Source organism: Bacteroides stercoris ATCC 43183, from assembly GCF_025147325.1.
Lineage (GTDB): Bacteria > Bacteroidota > Bacteroidia > Bacteroidales > Bacteroidaceae > Bacteroides > Bacteroides stercoris.
This window is the reverse complement of record NZ_CP102262.1, coordinates 1,724,940-1,745,410: the sequence shown is the minus strand read 5'-3', so window position 1 is coordinate 1,745,410 and position 20,471 is coordinate 1,724,940. Positions and strand designations below refer to the sequence as shown.

General features: G+C 44.2%; 16 protein-coding genes. 3 read left to right on the top strand and 13 right to left on the bottom strand.

Annotated features, from left to right (window positions below; genetic code table 11):
* Positions 1-52: 52 nt before the first annotated feature.
* The 13 genes from secG to NQ565_RS07095 form a co-directional block, all read right to left on the bottom strand.
* Entirely contained in the window at positions 53-448 is a 396-nt protein-coding gene (gene secG / locus NQ565_RS07155; protein ID WP_005657777.1) for a preprotein translocase subunit SecG, read from the bottom strand.
* Positions 449-452: 4 nt separating this feature from the next.
* A complete protein-coding gene (locus NQ565_RS07150; RefSeq protein WP_005657779.1) occupies positions 453-1,331 on the bottom strand; it encodes a tetratricopeptide repeat protein in 879 nt (292 codons plus the stop codon).
* A 7-nt stretch (positions 1,332-1,338) separates the two neighbouring features.
* Positions 1,339-1,863, bottom strand: a complete 525-nt coding sequence (locus NQ565_RS07145; RefSeq protein WP_005657781.1) for an LptE family protein — start codon at positions 1,861-1,863, stop codon at positions 1,339-1,341.
* Positions 1,850-3,103: a sigma-54 interaction domain-containing protein gene (locus NQ565_RS07140; protein ID WP_005657783.1), complete on the bottom strand. Its 1,254-nt coding sequence runs from the start codon at positions 3,101-3,103 to the stop codon at positions 1,850-1,852. Before NQ565_RS07140 ends, NQ565_RS07145 begins: the two co-directional genes overlap by 14 nt.
* 1 nt (position 3,104) lies before the next feature.
* Positions 3,105-4,202: a 4-hydroxythreonine-4-phosphate dehydrogenase PdxA gene (gene pdxA, locus NQ565_RS07135; protein WP_005657785.1), complete on the bottom strand. Its 1,098-nt coding sequence runs from the start codon at positions 4,200-4,202 to the stop codon at positions 3,105-3,107.
* Positions 4,203-4,204: 2 nt separating this feature from the next.
* Positions 4,205-5,263: a DUF4837 family protein gene (locus NQ565_RS07130; RefSeq protein ID WP_005657786.1), complete on the bottom strand. Its 1,059-nt coding sequence runs from the start codon at positions 5,261-5,263 to the stop codon at positions 4,205-4,207.
* Positions 5,264-5,332: 69 nt separating this feature from the next.
* Entirely contained in the window at positions 5,333-6,370 is a 1,038-nt protein-coding gene (rlmN, locus tag NQ565_RS07125; RefSeq protein ID WP_005657788.1) for a 23S rRNA (adenine(2503)-C(2))-methyltransferase RlmN, read from the bottom strand.
* A gap of 150 nt (positions 6,371-6,520) precedes the next feature.
* Positions 6,521-8,659: a peptidylprolyl isomerase gene (locus NQ565_RS07120; protein WP_005657790.1), complete on the bottom strand. Its 2,139-nt coding sequence runs from the start codon at positions 8,657-8,659 to the stop codon at positions 6,521-6,523.
* A 123-nt stretch (positions 8,660-8,782) separates the two neighbouring features.
* Positions 8,783-10,039, bottom strand: a complete 1,257-nt coding sequence (locus tag NQ565_RS07115; protein ID WP_040316354.1) for a hemolysin family protein — start codon at positions 10,037-10,039, stop codon at positions 8,783-8,785.
* 4 nt (positions 10,040-10,043) lie between these two features.
* Positions 10,044-10,670 (bottom strand): LPS export ABC transporter periplasmic protein LptC, encoded by a 627-nt coding sequence (gene lptC, locus NQ565_RS07110; RefSeq protein ID WP_005657795.1) that lies wholly within the window; start codon positions 10,668-10,670, stop codon positions 10,044-10,046.
* A gap of 4 nt (positions 10,671-10,674) precedes the next feature.
* A complete protein-coding gene (locus tag NQ565_RS07105) occupies positions 10,675-11,994 on the bottom strand; it encodes a tetratricopeptide repeat protein (RefSeq protein ID WP_005657797.1) in 1,320 nt (439 codons plus the stop codon).
* 47 nt (positions 11,995-12,041) lie between these two features.
* Positions 12,042-13,304 (bottom strand): hypothetical protein, encoded by a 1,263-nt coding sequence (locus NQ565_RS07100; protein WP_005657799.1) that lies wholly within the window; start codon positions 13,302-13,304, stop codon positions 12,042-12,044.
* Entirely contained in the window at positions 13,291-14,022 is a 732-nt protein-coding gene (locus NQ565_RS07095) for a type III pantothenate kinase (protein ID WP_040316292.1), read from the bottom strand. Before NQ565_RS07095 ends, NQ565_RS07100 begins: the two co-directional genes overlap by 14 nt.
* Positions 14,023-14,190: 168 nt before the next feature.
* On the opposite strand from NQ565_RS07095, the gene lnb reads away from it, so the two are divergent.
* The 3 genes from lnb (at position 14,191) to secA (ending at position 20,399) form a co-directional block, all read left to right on the top strand.
* Positions 14,191-15,408, top strand: coding sequence for a lipoprotein N-acyltransferase Lnb (gene lnb / locus NQ565_RS07090; RefSeq protein ID WP_040316294.1), 1,218 nt, complete (start codon positions 14,191-14,193; stop codon positions 15,406-15,408).
* Positions 15,408-16,973: an alkaline phosphatase family protein gene (locus NQ565_RS07085; protein ID WP_005657805.1), complete on the top strand. Its 1,566-nt coding sequence runs from the start codon at positions 15,408-15,410 to the stop codon at positions 16,971-16,973. The genes lnb and NQ565_RS07085 overlap by 1 nt, the downstream gene beginning before the upstream one ends.
* 129 nt (positions 16,974-17,102) lie before the next feature.
* A complete protein-coding gene (gene secA, locus NQ565_RS07080) occupies positions 17,103-20,399 on the top strand; it encodes a preprotein translocase subunit SecA (RefSeq protein ID WP_005657808.1) in 3,297 nt (1,098 codons plus the stop codon).
* Positions 20,400-20,471: the final 72 nt, after the last annotated feature.

The following is a 20,471-nucleotide window of genomic DNA, read 5'->3' as shown; positions in this document are numbered from 1 at the left end:
AACATAAATTGTACAACTCCACCTGTCAAGAAATTACAGTTCTTTCTCAAAATTAATTTCCAGCCGGTTCTGCAGCATCCGTAGCAGCAGGAGCTGTTGTTGCAGGAGCTGTTTCAGCCGGTTGCTCAGCTTTCGGAGCAGCTGTACCTACGGGCATATTGTACGGGTTCGTCTTCTCTTCTTGCTGTGCCTGTTCCAAAATCACATCACCGCCTTTGTGAGAAGCAGAAGGGATAACGTAAGCGGAAGCAACACTCATCACCACCAAAAACACAGCGAGACTCCATGTTGCCTTTTCCAGAAAGTCAGTAGTCTTGCGTACACCCATGATTTGATTGGATGATGAGAAACCCGAAGCCAGACCACCGCCTTTGGAATTCTGAATCAACACAATGAAACACATCAATATGGATGCGATCACCATTAAGATAACTAATAATAAATACATTTTGTTATTTTGATTTAGCGTTAATAATCAATTTCTCCAAAAATCTGATTTGGTCTGCAAAGTAAGCATTTTTTTTTGGATAATTCAAACTTAATTTTTTAATAATTTCAAGTGCTTTATCATATCTGTGCTGTTTAATATAGATTTTAGCCAAAGTTTCTGTAAAACAGCTATCATCCACATCTTCCTGACGTATCTGTCCATCATCATTTTCATCGTCTTCGGAAGTAGAATATTCATTCTTTGAAAGGGAAGCGGAGAAAGCCTCTTTTTGCTCGGAAATCACTTCCTCATCTTCAAGAGATGCCTCCTTTTCTTCCGGAGATACGAGAACTTTCTCAGGACATACCGATCTTTCAAATACAGATGATTCCGACGACTCGCTCTTACGTATAAATCCATCTATCAGTTCGTGTCCGCGCAGTTTAGGAACTTCTTTCCCACCGGTCGGTTCAGAATCATTCTGTCCGTCATCCTGCAACAGATAAGTTGTGTAATCCATTGCATAATCCAATTCTGTAACCTGCGAATGCTCTTCGGGAACTGTTGCCAGAAAAGCATCTATCAAAGAGAGTGTACGGTCTACATTAGGTTCTTCTTCCGGCACTTTGGAAGAAAGTAAAGGTGACTTTTGTGATTTCAACCTATAGCGGTCACCTTCTATCAAATAAAACAATACACGTCTGTCTGCCACATACAGAACAGCCTTACGCAGCTCTGCTCCGAATGTGACATCATGCAGCAAATATAGATTCTTAAGATACAGCAGCCGAAGCGACTGAAAATAGGGATAACGGACCAGCAGAGTACGAAGCTCGTACAAAGTATCCTTATTCAACATTTCAGGATGCTGTATCCATTGTTGCAAATAGGCAGAAGTCATTCCTTGATTACCAGTTAGCTACGGTTGAATTAAATATTTGTTCTGTGATATCCTTTATCATTTTACTTATCAAGTCATCCTGCACATCAGTCAGCAGCAAGGAGGAATCATAAGTCTGGAAAGCGGAAAACTGTTGTTCAAAATCTTCCTCATGATTGGTATTGTTTACATAACGCACGTTTACGGTCATAGTCAGCTTCACTTTAGAAGAATAGCCATCAGCTGCTACAGCTTCATTGTATTGGTTATAACCCGTTATCTCACCGTCTATTTCCAGATCGCCGTTGGCATTCACCAATTGCAAACGTGTTTGCTGGATAAACATATCCTTAAGTTTCTGGTTAAACTCCGTAGTCATGGGAGCATACACGTACTCGGCACGATTAGGAAATTCGGCAATCGTAATAGTCTTCACTTTGCTGTAATCAATAGAACTTATCGGAGCAAGTCCCATAGAGATGCGGCAGGAAACTACCACGCACACCAAACCTGCTAACGCCGATATCAACGTTATTTTCTTAATCCAATCCATATTCTTTTATCTTTCTGTATAGCGTACGCTCCGATATATTCAAATCTTGAGCCGCACTTTTACGCTTTCCGTGATGCTTTTCAAGTGCCTTGCGTATCATTTCTTTTTCCACTTCATCCAATGAGAGAGATTCTTCAACATACTCTTCCGTGTCTTGAATATCCTCATCTACTTCCTGAGCTGATTTCACGGAAGGGTGTATTATAGTAGGCACTCCGGCAGCAGGTACTGAAGCTACTACCGCTGGAGCAGATGCATAATAAGCAGTAGGTGTCGCACCCTGATTTCCCATAGTTGCCCGTTCGGTCATAATTTCGTGTACCAGTTTTTTCAACTCGGTGACATCCTGGCGCATGTCAAAAAGCACCTGATACAGTATTTCGCGCTCGCTTTCAAAACTTTTACTTTCATTCTTTACACCAAACAAGGCAGGCAGGCGCTGCACATTGCTCTGTTCGGGCAGGTAATTCTTCAAAATAGAAGCGTTGATTTCACGATTGGTTTCAATAATGGAAATCTGTTCCGTTATATTCTTCAACTGACGTACATTACCGGGCCATGGATATGTCAGCAGCACTTGTTTGGCATCATCAGTCAGCTGAATGGCAGGCATACGATACTTTTCGGCAAAGTCTGATGCAAACTTGCGGAACAGTAACACAACATCCTCTCCACGTTCGCGTAAAGCCGGAACCGGAATAGGCACCGTATTAAGACGGTAGTATAAATCTTCGCGGAAACGCCCGTCAGCAATTGCTTGTGTAAGATTCACATTGGTAGCAGCAACAATACGTACATTCGTTTTTTCAACTTTAGACGAACCAACTTTAATAAACTCACCTGTTTCGAGCACCCGAAGCAAACGAGCTTGTGTAGGCATAGGAAGCTCCCCCACCTCATCAAGAAAAATGGTACCGCCGTCAGCCTCGCCAAAATACCCTTTACGTTCACCGATAGCACCGGTAAAAGCGCCTTTTTCATGGCCGAACAGTTCCGAATCAATCGTTCCTTCGGGGATAGCCCCGCAGTTTACAGCGATATATTGTCCGTGCTTTCTGCGGCTGTATTGATGGATAATCTGCGGAAAACTCTCCTTACCCACACCACTCTCTCCGGTAATCAGCACCGACAAATCAGTAGGAGCTACCTGAATGGCGATATCAATAGCACGCATCAATGCCTCGTTATTGCCAATAATACCAAAACGCAGTTTTACTTGTTGTATTTCTGCTTTCGTCATACTACAAATCCTCTTCTGTACTATCAAGTTTCAGCTTATCGCTGTCATCACGTCTTTCGTAATATTGTTTCCTCAGGGGATTGGCATGTGCTTCCTGCTCGCGCATACGGTTACGGAACACATCGATTGCCACATAGACAGCCTGCCGGAAAGAATCTTCGGAAGCGATCCCTTTTCCTGCAATATCATAAGCCGTGCCATGCGCCGGTGAAGTACGCACTACCGGAAGACCGGCCGTATAGTTTACACCTTCATCCATAGCCAAAGATTTAAAAGGAGCAAGTCCCTGATCGTGATACATTGCCAGTATACCGTCAAAATGAGTAAAGTTACCGGAACCCATAAAGCCATCAGCCGGATAAGGACCATAACACAATATGCCTTTCCCCGCCAGTTCTTTAATGGCAGGGATGATTACTTCCTGCTCTTCCGTACCCAATAAGCCTTCATCACCGGCATGTGGATTCAGGGAAAGTACAGCAATACGCGGTGCTCCGATACCAAAGTCCTGCTTCAACGCACGGTTAAAAACGAGCAGTTTCTCCTGTATCAACTCTTTCGTTATAGCCGATGCTATCTCCCGTACAGGAATGTGTCCTGTCACTAATGCCACCCGTAAATCATCTTTCATCAGAATCATCAAAGCTTTTCCGCCATCACCCAACTTCTCTTCGAGATACTCCGTATGTCCGGGAAAAGAGAATTCTTCCGACTGAATAGTGTGCTTATTGATAGGAGCCGTAACAATAACATCAATCAGCCCCGCTTTGTATTCTTCAATTGCCTTCTCCAAAGCGCCAAGAGCAGCTTTACCAGCCTCCGGATCAGGTTTGGAAAACTCAACTTTTACTTCATCGTCCGTACAGTTCACGACACTCAGACGATTAGGGACAGCTTCCGATGCCGAGTTCACAATACTGAAATTAGTCGGCAAGTCCAATGACTTGCGGTGATAAGCAGCTACTTTGGGTGAACCGTAAATAATCGGGGTACATAACTCCAACATCATCGGATCCGAAAATGTTTTCAAAATCACTTCATACCCAACTCCGTTTATGTCTCCCTGAGTTATACCGACTCTTATTTTATTATCTTCCATCCTTATTTTTCTGTTTTAGTAGAATCTTTTTTTGTTACTGCCAAAGGCATCTCATTTCCTTCCTGTTTGCTTCCGGGCAATTTAAGCGTATACAATGACGCTTCCATCTGACGTACCAGATTACGTTTCATCTTATCGGGTGAATACACAAATATCTCGGATACGATAATGCGCTGATTAACTTTATCCAAACGGACATGAGATACATACGGACCACCCATAAAATCGCCTTTCACACGCCACAAGCCACGAGCTTCCAATGCATATTCGTCCTGTACATTGATAGGACGTACGTCTGTCATCAATGAATCGGTTTCCATATACATACCCTCCCTTGCACCAGGAATATTAATCTTCATCACAGAGTCACGCTTATGCACGAAATACTCTTTCGTAAATGTATCCTTGTCGGTATAAGGATAGGAATAGATAACAAAATTTTGATCACCTGTAGCAGCATTCGTACCTGCCCAAAAGAAGTTTTCTCCCTGCTTAGTCGCCGTCAGTTCACCCGGAACCCATACGTCACAATCGAACATACTCTTTACTTTCGTAGAAACATAGTCACTGTGTTTGTTTTCCAGCACTGCAATCTGGCGGTTCATTTCAGCACGGGTAAAGAAATCCACAATTACTTGCCTGTTCTCCTCGACAAACTTCTCAAAAGAGGCTTCATCCGGTGCCTGAATAGTCAGGATAGATTGAGGTGCAGCATATACATTCTTCGCATATTTGAACTTAGGCTGTGTATACAGATCTTTGTTCACCTCAACAATGATAATATTGCGGATCAACTTCAATGTAGAGTCATAGTTTGCCGGAGAAGTATACATAATACGGAATGAACGTTCCGACTGGGGAAGCCCAGGTACGTCAGAATCAAGTACATCATAGAGAGCACGACCGGCAGGACGCTCCCACAACCCTTGGTCAATCACTACCAAAATTTCATACGCCCGACCACTGGATGTCGGAGTAAACACACCCTTCTTGCCATTACCACATGCTGAAAACAATGCAGTTATCAGGGCCATACTCAAATAAAACAGGTGTTTCTTCATACATTTATATGTTTTAGTTATTACAAAACTACGAAAAAGGCGTATAAGCTTGGCGTCAAAGTTAATAATTTATATTAATTCTTCTTTATTCTCTTCCTGTTTAGCAGTCGAAAGCATACCGCATGCGGCAAATATATCCTCACCGCGCGAAGCACGAATCGTAGTAAACAGTCCATGCGATGTCAGATAATCACGGAATGCTGTCATTGTCTCCATATCAGCACCTTCCAGATTAACTCCCGGAATAGCATGAAAACGAATCAAATTGATACGGCAGTCCAGCCCCCGCAATAATTTCAACAACTCCTTGGCATACAACAAAGAATCATTCACTCCTTTAAAAACAATATACTCGAAAGATAGTCTGCGCTGTTTACTAAAATCATAGTTTCTTAACAAATCTACAATCTCAGTAATGGAAAAAGCCTTTTCGGCAGGCATCAGTTCACGTCGTTGCAAAGGCACGGGCGAGTGCAGGCTGACTGCCAAATGACAGTCTGATTCTTCAATGAAACGCTGCAACCCCTTACGAAGCCCGACAGAAGAGAGTGTAATCCGCTTCGGACTCCAACCGTATCCATAGGATGATGTCATTACTTCCAGCGCCTTCAAAACTTCATCAAGGTTATCCAACGGTTCTCCCATACCCATCATCACCACATTGGTCAGTTTATCCCGTTCGGGCAAAGAATTTATCTGATTAATAATCTGATTAGCGGTCAGATTGGCGGTGAAACCCTGCTTACCTGTCATACAGAACTTACAGTTCATCTTACATCCCACCTGGGAAGATACACACAACGTAGCCCTATCTTCATCCGGAATGTAAACGGCTTCAACATAATGTCCCTCTCCGGCACGGTAAAGATACTTCACGGTACCGTCTACCGACCGCATGGCATCCACTGGTACTTCACATCCTACTTCGTATATCTCTTTCAACAGAGCCCGATGTCTTAACGACAAGTTTGTCATTTCGTCTATGGAAGCTACTTTCTTGTCATATAGCCACGCAGCAATCTGCTTGGCCGCAAATCCTGGCAGCCCCAGATTCTTTACGACCGTCTGAAGCTCGGTTAATGTAAGGCCTAAAAGAGGTTGTTTCATTCTAACTGTATATTTACGATAAAAGATAGTTTATTTACTGATAAATTATCCTTTGCAAAGGTAGGAATAAAGTTGCACAAATGAAAAAAGCCGTTCGACATTTATCGAACGGCTTCCCCAAGTATATAAAATTATTCTACTTTTATATTATTAGAAATACAGATAACGGCTATCTTTCACATTGGCATTCAAGTATAAATCATTCATGAACTGATTTGCTATACGTGCATGCATACCTTCCAATGTAGCTTCTTCCGTTTCCTGGTTATAAGTTTCATTCAGTTTTTCCTTAGCATAAGGTTGAAGAACAAATACACCACCATTACCCTTGATAGGTGCGCTCAACTTGTTTAATTCAGCAATTGAAGCATATGCCCCTACCAAAGGTTCGCTACTACGCAATGCCGGGACATAGGCCGGAGCAGCGAAAGTAACATGCTTTACGGAGTCACTCACTGCATTTGCCATATTCTTATATTGGTCAAAAGTCGTTGCACCGGCAGCTTTCATATCAGCCATGATTTTCTCTGCTTTCTTATCACGAAGAATTTCGCTTCTCAACTGTTCTTGTACCATAGACAACGGACGGTAACCTTCAGGAATGATATTCGTAACAGCCACCACCATCATATGGTCACTTTCGCCACATTCATACAGACCTGAAACCTCACCTGCTTTTGCTGCAAATGCCCATCTCAAAGCTTCTTTCGTACCTTTCACACCTCCGATAGCGTGCTCCGAACTGTACAAGTCAGTTCTATCCAGCAGTCTGTACCCTGCATCTTCTGCATTGGCAACCAATTTGTCCAAAGTATTGTTGGCTGCAATGAACTGACTGAAGTCATTGTATGCCTTGCTATAAGTTTCCTTGCTGAATTCAACCGGACGCTTGATAACGGCTACTTTATATTTATCTTTCACAGCTTTTTTATTCATCACTTGCAAGATAACGTTTGCCTGTCCCAAAGCGAGGTTAGCCAACTCATTCTGACCCAAAGTAGTGATGGCTGCGATATACTTCAAATTATCACCGTCCACTTGAGCACCTTCATAGTTGGCAGAAGAAATCCATGTTGCCTCACCTGTCTGACCGTACTTCTTGGCTATTTCAGCAAAGTCTGCACCGCCTTTAATGGCTGTGTAGATACTGTCAGCCAAAGTCTTGGTCTTGGCAGCATCTTCTGCAACCACTTGAATCTGACGATATTGAATGGAGTCAGGCATAGCAGCAGAAGCCAGTTTCTTGAAAGAATTGATTGTATTGTCCGATGCATTATAGTAAGGACCATATACACCACCTACCTTTACAGAATCCAAACGGGCAACAACGTCAGCAGGCAGCGCCTTGTCTGTATAGAATAAGTCAACATATTGCTGAGTAGAACCGGTTGAGCGAATGAAGTTTGAATAATCGGAAGGATTCTCAGCCAACTGCACAGTATATTCCTCCACTTCTTTCTGAATATCGGCTTTGTCTTCCGGACTTGCAGTAACCTGCACATCAATATACTTGATGTTACGGGTTTCCACATATTGTCTGAATTGCTCTTTTTTCTTGTTATAAGCATCTTTCAGTTCGGATTCCTTAATAACAATTGTAGAATCTACAATAGAGGAATAAGGAACGGCTGCCAACAATAAGTCAGACTGGTCTACACGTGCATTGAAAGCATCTTCCGCTTCAACAGGATTAGAGAACAGAGACTTCGTAATCAAAGCCTGATATTTCTCCTGCAAACGAGCCTGTATAAGTGACTTCTCCACAAAACTCCAAAAGTTATACATGGAATTGTAATACTCCGCATATTGAGCCGGCATCTGAGCCTTGTTCATCTTAGAGTAATCCACCAAGAATTTCTTCAACATATCTTTGTCGAAAGCACCGGTCTGCGGGTTACGGAACGGAGTCTGCTGCAACATCGGATGTACACCGGCATCAATAATAGCCTGGAGTTCCGCTTTAGAAACAGTCAAACCCAACTTTTCAGCTTCGTTCTCAATCAGTTTATTGTTTACGTATGCTCTCCAGACTTCATCCTTAATCTGATTAGTTTGTTCATCGCTCAACGCGTTCAAGCCGCTGGAGAATTTCACTACTTCCGTATATTCCTCTACCAATGCCTGAAAATCCTGAGCGGAAATTGTTTCCCCGTTCACTTCTCCTACATCTTGTGACTGGTGCGGCTGAAGTACTTTCCACGCGTCTCCCGCGATGAAGGCAAACAGCGCCAGACCAATAACAATCACCAATAAGGGCCCTTTAGACCGAATGTTTTGTAATGTTGCCATTTTAGTTAATATGAATTATTTGTTTATTATTATTTTCTATTCAATGTTCTTTTTAGCGCACGAAGATACAAAAAATGCTAATACGCATCTATTTATTCTTTAAAAATTTACGCTGAAACGAAATTATTCCGTGACTTTCAACCGTACCAATTCTATTTTAGTGGCTGTCACCTTAATTATCTTAAACTGATATTTGTCAACGGCTATCACTTCATGCAGTTTCGGGAAACTTTGATAACGGTTCAGAATCAGTCCGCCTATCGTAAGATATTCATCCGATTCGGGCAGTTCAAGATTGAACGTTTCATTTACCTTCTCTATTTCAAGACGTGCGGACAGTACATATTCATGTTCGCCAATTTGTTTACAGATGTAGGAAGTGTTGTCGTGCTCGTCCTCAATATCCCCGAATATTTCTTCAACCAAATCTTCCAGTGAAACAATACCGGATGTACCTCCAAATTCATCTACCACAACAGCAATTGTTTTTTTCTGTTGCATAAAAAGTTTCATCAATTTATGTGCCGCCATCGTTTCGGGCACAATGGGTACTTCCTTGACATTATTTCTCCAGTCCGCCGGATTTCTGAACATTTCAGACGAATGAATATAGCCGATTACGTTATCTATATTCCCATCGTACACAATAATTTTGGAGATACCCGACTCCACAAACACGTTCTTCAAGTCTTCGAGCGAGGCCGTCACATCCACTGCCACCACTTCCGTACGGGGAACAATACAATCGCGTATTTTTATATTAGAGAAATCAAGCGCATTCTGAAAGATTTTCACTTCCGCATCCAACTCTTCCTCATTAGCAGCATTCTCTATACCCGACTGCACGAAATAATCCAAATCGACTTTGCCGAATGCCTTATCGGACGCTTCCTTATTTATCCTCATGCCAAATAAGCGCAAAAAGAGATAAGACAGCCCGGAAGCAAACTTTGATATGGGAAACAGAATAACATAGCAGACAAACAAAGGTGTAGCAAATACCCTCAATACCAGATTCGGGTTAATCTTGAACAGCGTCTTCGGAAGAAACTCGCCCGTTACAAGAATAACAAGAGTGGATATGATAGTCTGCACCAGCACCATTACAAAATGATTATCAATCATACCCGCCAGCAGATTCACCTCGATAATCTGTGCCATAAGGATACCATAAATAACCAGCGCGATATTATTTCCCACCAGCATGGTGGAAATAAAATTATTCGGATTGCGGAAGAAACAAGAAAGGATGCTTGACGTAATACCCGGTTTCCGCTCCATCTCAAAACGGAGTTTGTCCACGGAAACAAAAGCAATCTCCATCCCCGAAAAAAAAGCGGAGAAAGCCATGGTTATCAATAAGTAAATTATAGTGCTCATCATATTATTTGATGCTGTCTGTTTTCAACGTATCAGAAGGGGTGACACTGTCCTCATCCACATAAAAGATACCTTCCGTCTTGAAGAAACGGTATTTTGTCAATTGCTCATTTGATTCAAAACCAATGGCATAAATTATCTGGTCGGGTTGTTCTATACGCACCCGCTGATCGGAATAGACACGCTTTTTATTCTGATCCCAATACAGCAACTCCGTATCGAATTTTTCTCCTTTCAGGTTCTGTATGTGTACATTTCCTATCAGCTTCCACAATTCTTTCTTATTATAGTAATAAGCTGTATCGGCCTTGATACTGGCTTCAGTATGGAACAAAGAATCGAATTTTTCCAGATATATACCTTTTTCAAACGCCCAATAAGGTGGTTTCTTACGGTCGTAAATCAACCACTCCGCCGTATTGACCCGATAACGGGTAATACCCGAATCGGAAATCAGCGTTGTTACCCCTTTAGTATCCATAACCGGCAACGAATCACGTTCGGTAATGGCAGCTCCCATCTCTTTTTTACGTCCGGAACAGGAAGAAAATAAAAGAAGCATAACCATCACCCTCAGGGCAATGGTTATGCTCATATTTTTATGTCCGACAACGTTAGGTTGTAGCGACATATTCTTATCTAATGGTTGTAGACTCACCGATCCAGCCACCAATCGTAATACGGTCACCGGCTTTGTAACCCAACATAAAGAGGTCTTTTGCCTGCGGAGTATGACGTGCATAGGTTGCAATCAGTTCATTAACCTTATCTGTAACACTCGGATCTACGGCTTTAGCACGTTGAAGTTTATCAATAACTACGTAGTAAGTACATCTGTTCAATGCAGGCTCATCACTCCAGTTGGGATTTGAACCGTACATTTGAGCCAGCAGAATATAGGGTTCGCCATAGTTTTCATTAAAGCTGATTGCTTTCTGGGCATAAGTTCTTGCCTGAGACAGTTTCTTAGCCTGCCACAAAGCTGCAGCGGTAGCATAAGCCATTTCAGATTTCTTTGCATTATCGGTTTCCATGCCCAATGCTTCATCGAAATACTTCACCGCAGTGTCATAATCACCTTTTTTATAGTACATATATGCTACACCTACAGCTGCATCAGCAGTCGGATTAACACGATACAAATAATCGGAAGCTTTGAAGTATGCCTCACATTCATTACACTTCATCATCTTCAGAATAGTGATGGTCTTCTTCAGGAAAGCAGAGTCTGCCTTATTTTCTTCAACTTTCGGACCGTAGATATTCTGCAATGATTCACAATCAGCTACACCGCTGTTAACGAACATAGCTACCAAATTATCCTTAATTGTTTGCAAAACAGCTTTTTTCTTTGCATTATCCTCTGCTGCAATAGCATCATCGGCGTATTGCGAAGCATTGATATAATCCTGGAAGAATTGATCTGTATGATTAGTATCTGCCTTTACTTTCTGCATGGACACATCAACAAAATAGTGCAATACAGCACCATCAGACTCACCCTTAGCGGTTTCTGCTGATTCTTTCAGCCAGGCATAAGCCTGATTCAAATCAGGAGCAGGTGCATATTGCAGATAATCCACAGCTTTTGTGCCTAATGCAGACGCAACACTCGGTACACCCTTCATCTTTGAAGCAAATTCAGGAATATACTTCATTTTCTGATCATGCACAGCCATCAGTTCATCAAACAATTTCTTATACTCTGCTGAATTACGATCCTTAATCTGACTCATCAAACCTGTAAGAATCTTCTGTGCATCGGTATAAGTGTAATATCTCAGTGTCGGACAATCTTTCAGAACTGCCATACAAGGAGCGTAAGCATCCTTGAAGTTTTTCGCTCTTACTGCCTCATGCGAGATACTACTATTGGCATTACAATCACTTTGTGCGAAAGTGCTGGTTACTCCACCCGAAAGGAGCAAAACAGCGACAAGCGTTTTAATTTTCATTGTATTTAAATTTTAGTTGTTATATTGTCTATTTTCACCATTCAGCATTAATCAACTTTCCGCTTGAAGAACCAGCGTTCATTGAAAGTTACTCCAACACAGATACGCAACGTATTTTCATTCAGGAATGCGGCTGTCTTGCCTTCGGTTCTTACATACTGGGCCGAAAGGCTTAACACAGAACGCGTACGCGGAATGGGAAGTCCGAAACCGGCAGTTACCCCATATTCGTCAGCGGCACGCATACCGTTTATTTTATAATAAGGTTGGGAATAGTAAGCTCCCAAACGATATTTTACATGTGCCAAGTAGCTCCTTCCCATAGGGTTTGGAAGAAATTCAGCGCCTACAGCAATCTTGGTACGGTTACAGAAAGCATTTTTCTCATTCATATAAGTAACTGAACTCCATTTTTGAAAAGTAAAGTCAGCCCCTACCGTCAAACGCTTGTCATACACATAGCTGAAACCAACACCCAAACTCATCGGACTACCGAAAGCGGCAACCGTATCTCTGTTATTCACAGTAGTTCCCGTTTTCTCATTTCCCAATCTATCCTCTACATATGAATCGTTGTTCAAATCATGTCCCGGCGAGAATACTATACCTAATGTAGCTTCATGTTTCTTTCCGAATACCTGCGTATACTGTGCTCCGATATCCAACTTATAGCTTTGTATAGATGTACCTGTTATCGTAGTCAGCGGCAAAGTAGACGAATTTCCCGGAAATGTTATGGCTCTTGTGTGCGTTATATCTCCCCAAAAATATGAGATATTAGCACCGACAGAAAGATTTTTCAAGACTTTAAACCCTGCTCCCAAATATAGCTGATGTAATCCGCCATCTCCATAATATTGCAACGCGCTGGATTGGGAAGGATAATCCGTATCTTCCTTGTATTCCGCCATGCTATACCCTACATTCGAGTAAGGCAACAATCCCAGACTCATAGCAGCCCATTTACCCAAACGAAATTGCATTGTAATATAGTCAAAACTGGAGTTTTTGGCATTTTGCTTTATCGTACCGTTACTGAAGTTCGTATTTTGCAGGGAAATACCGCCGTCAAAAATAAAAGTAAGCGAATCGATCGCCGTATAGGATGCCGGATTAGCGAAATTCACCTGATATTTATCCCGTAATCCGTATGCAATACCACCCATGGCTTTGCTATTACCTGAACCCTGGTCCGCCAATTGTCCGTATCCGTATCGTGTATAGGGAGAATTCGTATTATTTTGAGCGATTGCCGCTCCGGACAACATCATAAGCAAGAACACCAAGAGTGTTTGTCTATATCCTATCATTATTATAGTTTAAAATTCTATTTAATCCTTTCAATACTAAAAATCTGTCTGCAAAGATGATACTTTTTAAGTTTGTATCAAAAGAAAAATCATCGCCGCCCGTTAAAAAAACCAAAAGTTCAGGATATTTATGTTTCATCGCCGTTATGTAACCCGAAATTTCATATTCCATACCTTTCAGCACTCCTTCGCGCATTGCCGTATCGGTATCGCTGCCCAACGGCAGGCGCCGTCCCTCCCGAAGCACCAGCGGAAGCCTTCCTGTGAACTCATGGAGCGCCCTAAAGCGCATCTGCACGCCCGGCGAAATATTTCCGCCATGATAACGTCCGGCGGCATCTATAAATTCATAAGTAATGCAAGTCCCGGCATCTATAACCAGAATATCCTTACCGGGAAACTGTTCGTATGCGCCCACCACAGCCGCCATCCGGTCATATCCCAAGGTTTCGGGCGTTTCGTAAAGATTCTCCACCGGAAGCAATGTTTTTTCATTTAGCCACAACAATGAAACGGGCAAACTTTTCAGTTGTGCCAACACCCGTTCATTCAAATCGATAACGGTAGCCACGATTGCCTTCTCGACAGCATATTTCGCACATATATCCGACAGACATTCAAGCGTTTGATTAGAATCATAGAGTATTTCTACAATATCCTTATCTTTAAACACCGCTATCTTTGCAACGGTATTACCTATATCAATAATAAGATTCATTCTGCATATATTTAAAGCGGCGCAAAGATAGCACTTTTTTCCTTTGTTCCACATGCATAAAAGAAAAAGGTTCTCCTATGACAATTGCTGTTTTAAGATTTAAAGTCTATCTTTGTAACGAATTACAAAATACACTCTTGATTAAATCAATGATAATAAAAAAGACAAATGAAGTTATCTCCATCGGTTTTCCGTTCACTTATTTTTCTTTTCTTCAGCCTGTCCGTCGTCACTATGCAGGCACAAGAACCAAAAAGAGTTATTCCGGACTCTATACATATCAATCTGTTGACATGTGCCTCGGGAGAAGAAATATATTCCCTTTTCGGACATACGGCCATACGGTACGAAAACTATACCCGCGGCATTGACGCAGTATTCAATTACGGCATATTCAACTTCAATGCTCCCAACTTCATCCTTCGTTTTGCCTTGGGTGAAACGGACTACCAATTGGGAGTAACCGATTATGAACGCTTTGCTGCAGAATATTATTACCTGGAACGCGATGTTTGGCAACAAGAGCTGAATCTCACTGTACAAGAGAAAGAAAAGTTGGTTATGTTACTTGAAGAGAATTACCGCCCCGAAAACCGGATATATCGTTATAACTTCTTTTACGATAACTGTGCCACACGTCCGCGCGATTTAATAGAAAAATCCATTAACGGCACGCTGCAATACGCAGGCGACATGACAGACACTGATTCCGGCATTTCTTTCCGAGACCTGCTGCACAAATACAGCAAGGGGCATCCCTGGTCGCGTTTCGGCATGGACTTATGTATGGGCAGCCAAGCCGACAAAACCATCAACCGCAGACTGATGATGTTTGTACCTTTCTATGTACAAGAGTACTTCAACCAAGCCCGCATTGTAAACAAAGAAGGAGAAACACGCCCTTTGGTACTGAATGAAGAGAAAATAATAGTAACCGGCAACGAAGAAGCGGAACAGCCTTCCGATGGCTTCACCCCTATGCAGACCGCCCTGCTCCTTCTTATACTGACCGCAGCCGCCACCATCTACGGCATACGCCGGAAGAAAACGCTTTGGGGAATCGATTTCGCGCTGTTCTTTGCCGCCGGAACGGCGGGATGTATATTGGCGTTCCTTGCCTTGTTCTCCCAACATCCTGCCGTCAGTCCCAATTATCTGCTGTTTGTGTTCCATCCGCTTCATCTTTTCTGCCTGCCTTGTATGCTGAACAGAGTGCGAAAAAGGAAAAGAAGCCGTTATATGCTGGCGAACTTTATTGTTTTAACACTTTTTATATTGCTTTGGCTCGTAATACCGCAAAGATTTCCGTTAGCAGTGTTACCTTTGGCACTTTGTTTGCTGATACGTTCTGCAAGCAACCTAATTCTCACATACGATAAGAAATAATGAAGAAAGGACTGATAACTTCCATACTCGCACTGACATTCGGCAGCCTGCAAGCCCAGCCACTGCCGCCATCTCCGAAACTGGTGGTGACGTTGACAATAGACCAACTGCGTACAGACTACATGGAAGCATTCTCGTCATTGTATGGAGAAAAGGGGGTTAAACGGCTGTTAAGGGAAGGGAAAGTATTCCGCCAGGCTGACTATTCTTTCAATGTCGCCGACCGCGCTTCTGCCATTGCCGCTCTCTACACAGGTACCACACCGTCCATGAACGGCATCATAGCCGAACGTTGGTTTGACCCCAAAACCCTGCGTCCGAAGAATTGTGTAGACGACTCCGCTTTCATGGGTAACTATACCGACCAGAACACCGCCCCTACCCAACTGTTGACTTCCACTTTTGCCGACGAACTTAAAATAGCCACTAAAAACGCCGCACTGGTATATGCCATTGCCCCCTTTCGCGATGCTGCCGTCCTTTCGGCCGGACATAGCGGTAACGGCGCATTCTGGCTGAATCATCAAACCGGCAAATGGTGCGGCACAACCTATTACGGCGAGTATCCCTGGTGGCTGAGCCAATACAACGACGGGCAATCACCCGACTTCCGCATCAAGGAGATGGAGTGGAATCCTCTTCACCCCATCACAAGCTATACATTCCTGCCCGAATGGCGCACCATCCCTTTCAAGTATAGGTTTGAAACAGAAAAAGACAACAAGTACCGCCGGTTGATAACCAGCCCGCTCATCAACGATGAAGTGAACCGTGTGACAGAGGATTTGCTGGATAAAAGCAATATCGGCAAGGACGACATCACTGATTTGCTTGCAATTACCTATTATGCAGGCAACTACAATCACCGCAGCACGCAAGAGTGTGCCATGGAAATGCAAGACACCTACGCCCGCTTAGACCAAAGCATCGCCCGCTTGCTGGATATGCTGGAAAGCAAAGTAGGCCTGCAAAACGTACTGTTATGCATCGCGTCCACAGGATATGCCGACCCGGACGGAGCAGACATAGGCATCTACCGTATTCCCGGAGGAGAATTCCATCTGAACCGTTGCGCCACTTTGCTGAACATGTATCTGATGGCTACTTACGGTGAAGGACAATATGTAGAAGGCTTTTATAATCAACAGATATATCTCAATCATAAATTAATAGAGGAGAAGCAGTTGAATCTTGCCGAAATACAACAAAAGTCGGCAGAATTTCTGGTGCAGTTCAGCGGAGTTAACAAAGTATATTCCGCCTACCAATTACTGCTGGGTTCCTGGGCTCCGCAGACGGAGCACATACGCAACGGGTTCCACCGCCACCGCTCCGGCGACTTGATTATCGAAGTCTTGCCGGGCTGGACCGTTATGCAGGAAAACAGCAATGACAACCGCGTAGTACGCGCTGCCACCATAGCCACTCCCCTCATTCTTCTTGGCAAAGGAATAAAGCCGGAAATTATCCGCATGCCGGTTGCCATAGACCGCGTTGCTCCCACCCTATCGAGTGCGATGCGCATCCGCGCCCCCAATGCGTGCACAGCCGCACCGCTCAATTAAGGAACAAACTCCGCATTCTCCGTGGCAAGTCCTTAAAATAATCAGTGCAACTTTACATTATCTATTGCAAAATCAGTAACTTTGCACGCCATATAAACTTTAGTAAATAATAATAAAAACAAATACATAATGGGATTTAATGAATTTTTAAGCTCGATTTTCGGAAATAAGGCTACCCGTGACATGAAGGAAATAAAGCCGTGGGTAGACAAAGTAAAAGCCGCTTATCCGGAAATAGCCGCATTGGACAATGATGCCCTGCGTGCCAAAACCGAAGAACTGAAGGCATACATCCGTAACTCGGCAGCGGAACAACGCTCCAAAGTGGAAGAACTGAAAGCAAGCGTTGAAAACACGGAACTGGAAGAACGCGAAGAACTCTTTGCTCAAATAGACAAACTGGAAAAAGAGATATTGGATATTTACGAAAAAGCATTAGACGAGGTGCTGCCCGCCGCTTTTTCCATCGTAAAGGAAACCGCCAAGCGTTTTTCCGAAAATGAAGAAATCACGGTAACCGCTACGGAGTTCGACCGCCATCTGGCTGCTACCAAAGATTTCGTACGTATTGAAGGCGATAAGGCCATCTACCAGAACCACTGGGTAGCCGGTGGCAATGATACGGTATGGAACATGGTACACTACGACGTACAGTTGTTCGGCGGTGTGGTACTGCACAAAGGCAAGATTGCGGAAATGGCAACCGGTGAAGGTAAGACTTTGGTGGCTACTCTGCCCGTATTCCTCAATGCACTGACCGGAAACGGCGTACACGTAGTAACCGTGAACGACTATCTGGCAAAGCGTGACTCCGAATGGATGGGTCCTCTTTATATGTTCCACGGTTTGAGCGTGGATTGCATCGACAAGCACCAGCCCAACTCCGACGCACGCCGCCAGGCTTATCTCGCAGATATCACCTTCGGTACGAACAACGAATTCGGTTTCGACTATCTGCGCGATAACATGGCTATCAGCCCGAAAGACCTGGTACAACGCCAGCACAATTACGCCATCGTCGATGAGGTAGACTCCGTATTGATTGACGACGCCCGTACTCCGCTGATTATCTCCGGTCCGGTACCCAAAGGCGACGACCAGCTCTTCGAGCAACTCCGTCCGCAGGTAGAACGCCTGGTAGAAGCACAGAAGAAACTTGCCACGCAATACCTTGCCGACGCCAAGCGCCTGATAGCTTCAAACGACAAGAAAGAACAGGAAGAAGGATTCCTTGCCCTGTACCGCAGCCACAAGTGCTTGCCAAAGAACAAGGCATTGATTAAGTTCCTCAGCGAGCAGGGTATCAAAGCCGGTATGCTCAAAACCGAGGAAATCTACATGGAGCAGAACAACAAGCGTATGCACGAGGTTACCGACCCGCTGTATTTCGTAATCGATGAAAAGTTGAACAGCGTAGACCTCACCGACAAGGGTGTAGACTTAATTAGCGGTAACTCCGCCGACCCTACGTTCTTCGTACTTCCCGACATCACCGCCCAGCTCTCCGAACTGGAAAATGAAAAAGACCTGACGGATGAGGAACGCCTTGCCAAGAAAGACGCCCTTATGACCAACTTCGCCATCAAGAGCGAGCGTGTACATACCATCAACCAACTGTTGAAAGCTTACACCATGTTCGAGAAAGACGACGAATACGTAGTTATCGACGGTCAGGTGAAGATTGTGGACGAACAGACCGGACGTATCATGGAAGGCCGCCGCTACTCCGACGGCTTGCATCAGGCCATCGAAGCCAAAGAAGGCGTGAAAGTGGAAGCCGCCACACAGACCTTTGCAACGATTACGCTGCAAAATTACTTCCGTATGTATCACAAGCTGTCCGGTATGACCGGTACTGCCGAAACGGAAGCAGGCGAACTTTGGGACATCTACAAACTGGATGTAGTCGTTATCCCGACCAACCGCCCCATTGCCCGCAACGATATGAACGACCGCGTTTACAAGACCAAACGCGAAAAATATAAAGCCGTTATCGAAGAGATTGAGAAAATGGTGGCAGCCGGACGTCCTGTCCTGGTGGGTACTACTTCCGTTGAAATCTCCGAAATGCTGAGCAAGATGCTGACTATGCGCCATATCGAGCACAGCGTACTGAATGCGAAGCTGCACCAGAAGGAAGCCGACATTGTAGCCAAAGCCGGTTTGAGTTGCGCCGTAACCATTGCCACTAATATGGCGGGTCGTGGTACGGACATCAAGCTGAGCCCGGAAGTAAAAGCTGCGGGCGGTCTTGCCATTATCGGTACGGAGCGTCACGAGTCGCGCCGTGTAGACCGCCAGTTGCGTGGTCGTGCCGGACGTCAGGGTGACCCCGGTTCATCCGTATTCTTCGTGTCTTTGGAAGACGACCTGATGCGTCTGTTCTCTTCCGACCGTATTGCCGGCGTTATGGACAAGCTCGGTTTCAAGGAAGGCGAAATGATTGAGCACAGCATGATTTCCAAGTCTATCGAACGTGCACAGAAGAAAGTGGAAGAAAACAACTTCGGTATCCGTAAACGCCTGCTGGAATACGACGATGTGATGAACAAACAGCGTACCGTAGTCTACACCAAACGCCGCCACGCTTTGATGGGCGAACGTATCGGTATGGACATTGTGAACATGATTTGGGACCGTTGTGTCAATGCGATCGAAGCTCCTACCTATGAGGACTGCAAGATGGATCTTCTCCAGACACTTGCCATGGAAACTCCGTTCACGGAAGAGGAGTTCCGCAACGAGAAAAAGGAGAAACTTGCCGATAAGGCTTTCGATGCTGCCATGGAACTTTTCAAACGCAAAACCGAACGTATGGCACAAATCGCTTATCCGGTTATCAAGCAGGTATACGAGAATCAAGGACACATGTACGAAAACATCCTGATTCCCATTACAGACGGCAAGCGCATGTATAACATCTCCTGCAACCTGAAAGCCGCTTATGAAAGCGAATGCAAGGAAGTAGTGAAAGCGTTTGAGAAGTCTATCCTGCTGCATGTCATCGATGAAGCATGGAAAGAAAACCTGCGCGAACTGGATGACTTGAAACACTCCGTACAGAATGCCAGCTACGAACAGAAAGACCCGTTGTTGATTTACAAGCTGGAGTCTGTAAACCTGTTCGATACAATGGTAGACAAGATAAACAATCAGACAGTTTCCATCCTGATGCGCGGACAAATCCCGGTACAGGAACCGCAGGAAGTTCGTCAGGCAGCTCCCGAACAACGTCAGGATTTAAGCAAGTATCGCGAGCAAAAGCAAGACCTGACCGACCCAAACCAGCAAGCCGCCGCCCAGCAAGATACGCGCGAACAGCAGAAACGCGAACCTATCCGCGTAGAAAAGACGGTGGGACGTAACGACCCTTGTCCGTGCGGAAGCGGTAAAAAGTACAAGAACTGTCACGGAAAGAATGCATAAAATAGCAATTAGTGGTTAGTGATTAAGGGTTCATTGAGTACCAATCTTAACCACTAGCCACTAACCACTAAT

What these genes read in the sequence shown, in the direction of transcription:
- secG (WP_005657777.1), bottom strand. Translation starts at nt 448, where the DNA reads ATGTATTTATTATTAGTTATCTTAATGGTGATCGCATCCATATTGATG.
- lptC (WP_005657795.1), bottom strand. Translation starts at nt 10,670, where the DNA reads ATGTCGCTACAACCTAACGTTGTCGGACATAAAAATATGAGCATAACC.
- NQ565_RS07145 (WP_005657781.1), bottom strand. Translation starts at nt 1,863, where the DNA reads ATGGATTGGATTAAGAAAATAACGTTGATATCGGCGTTAGCAGGTTTG.
- rlmN (WP_005657788.1), bottom strand. Translation starts at nt 6,370, where the DNA reads ATGAAACAACCTCTTTTAGGCCTTACATTAACCGAGCTTCAGACGGTC.
- NQ565_RS07095 (WP_040316292.1), bottom strand. Translation starts at nt 14,022, where the DNA reads ATGAATCTTATTATTGATATAGGTAATACCGTTGCAAAGATAGCGGTG.
- NQ565_RS07115 (WP_040316354.1), bottom strand. Translation starts at nt 10,039, where the DNA reads ATGAGCACTATAATTTACTTATTGATAACCATGGCTTTCTCCGCTTTT.
- NQ565_RS07085 (WP_005657805.1), top strand. Translation starts at nt 15,408, where the DNA reads ATGAAGAAAGGACTGATAACTTCCATACTCGCACTGACATTCGGCAGC.
- NQ565_RS07100 (WP_005657799.1), bottom strand. Translation starts at nt 13,304, where the DNA reads ATGATAGGATATAGACAAACACTCTTGGTGTTCTTGCTTATGATGTTG.
- secA (WP_005657808.1), top strand. Translation starts at nt 17,103, where the DNA reads ATGGGATTTAATGAATTTTTAAGCTCGATTTTCGGAAATAAGGCTACC.
- pdxA (WP_005657785.1), bottom strand. Translation starts at nt 4,202, where the DNA reads ATGGAAGATAATAAAATAAGAGTCGGTATAACTCAGGGAGACATAAAC.
- NQ565_RS07105 (WP_005657797.1), bottom strand. Translation starts at nt 11,994, where the DNA reads ATGAAAATTAAAACGCTTGTCGCTGTTTTGCTCCTTTCGGGTGGAGTA.
- NQ565_RS07120 (WP_005657790.1), bottom strand. Translation starts at nt 8,659, where the DNA reads ATGGCAACATTACAAAACATTCGGTCTAAAGGGCCCTTATTGGTGATT.
- lnb (WP_040316294.1), top strand. Translation starts at nt 14,191, where the DNA reads ATGAAGTTATCTCCATCGGTTTTCCGTTCACTTATTTTTCTTTTCTTC.
- NQ565_RS07140 (WP_005657783.1), bottom strand. Translation starts at nt 3,103, where the DNA reads ATGACGAAAGCAGAAATACAACAAGTAAAACTGCGTTTTGGTATTATT.
- NQ565_RS07130 (WP_005657786.1), bottom strand. Translation starts at nt 5,263, where the DNA reads ATGAAGAAACACCTGTTTTATTTGAGTATGGCCCTGATAACTGCATTG.
- NQ565_RS07150 (WP_005657779.1), bottom strand. Translation starts at nt 1,331, where the DNA reads ATGACTTCTGCCTATTTGCAACAATGGATACAGCATCCTGAAATGTTG.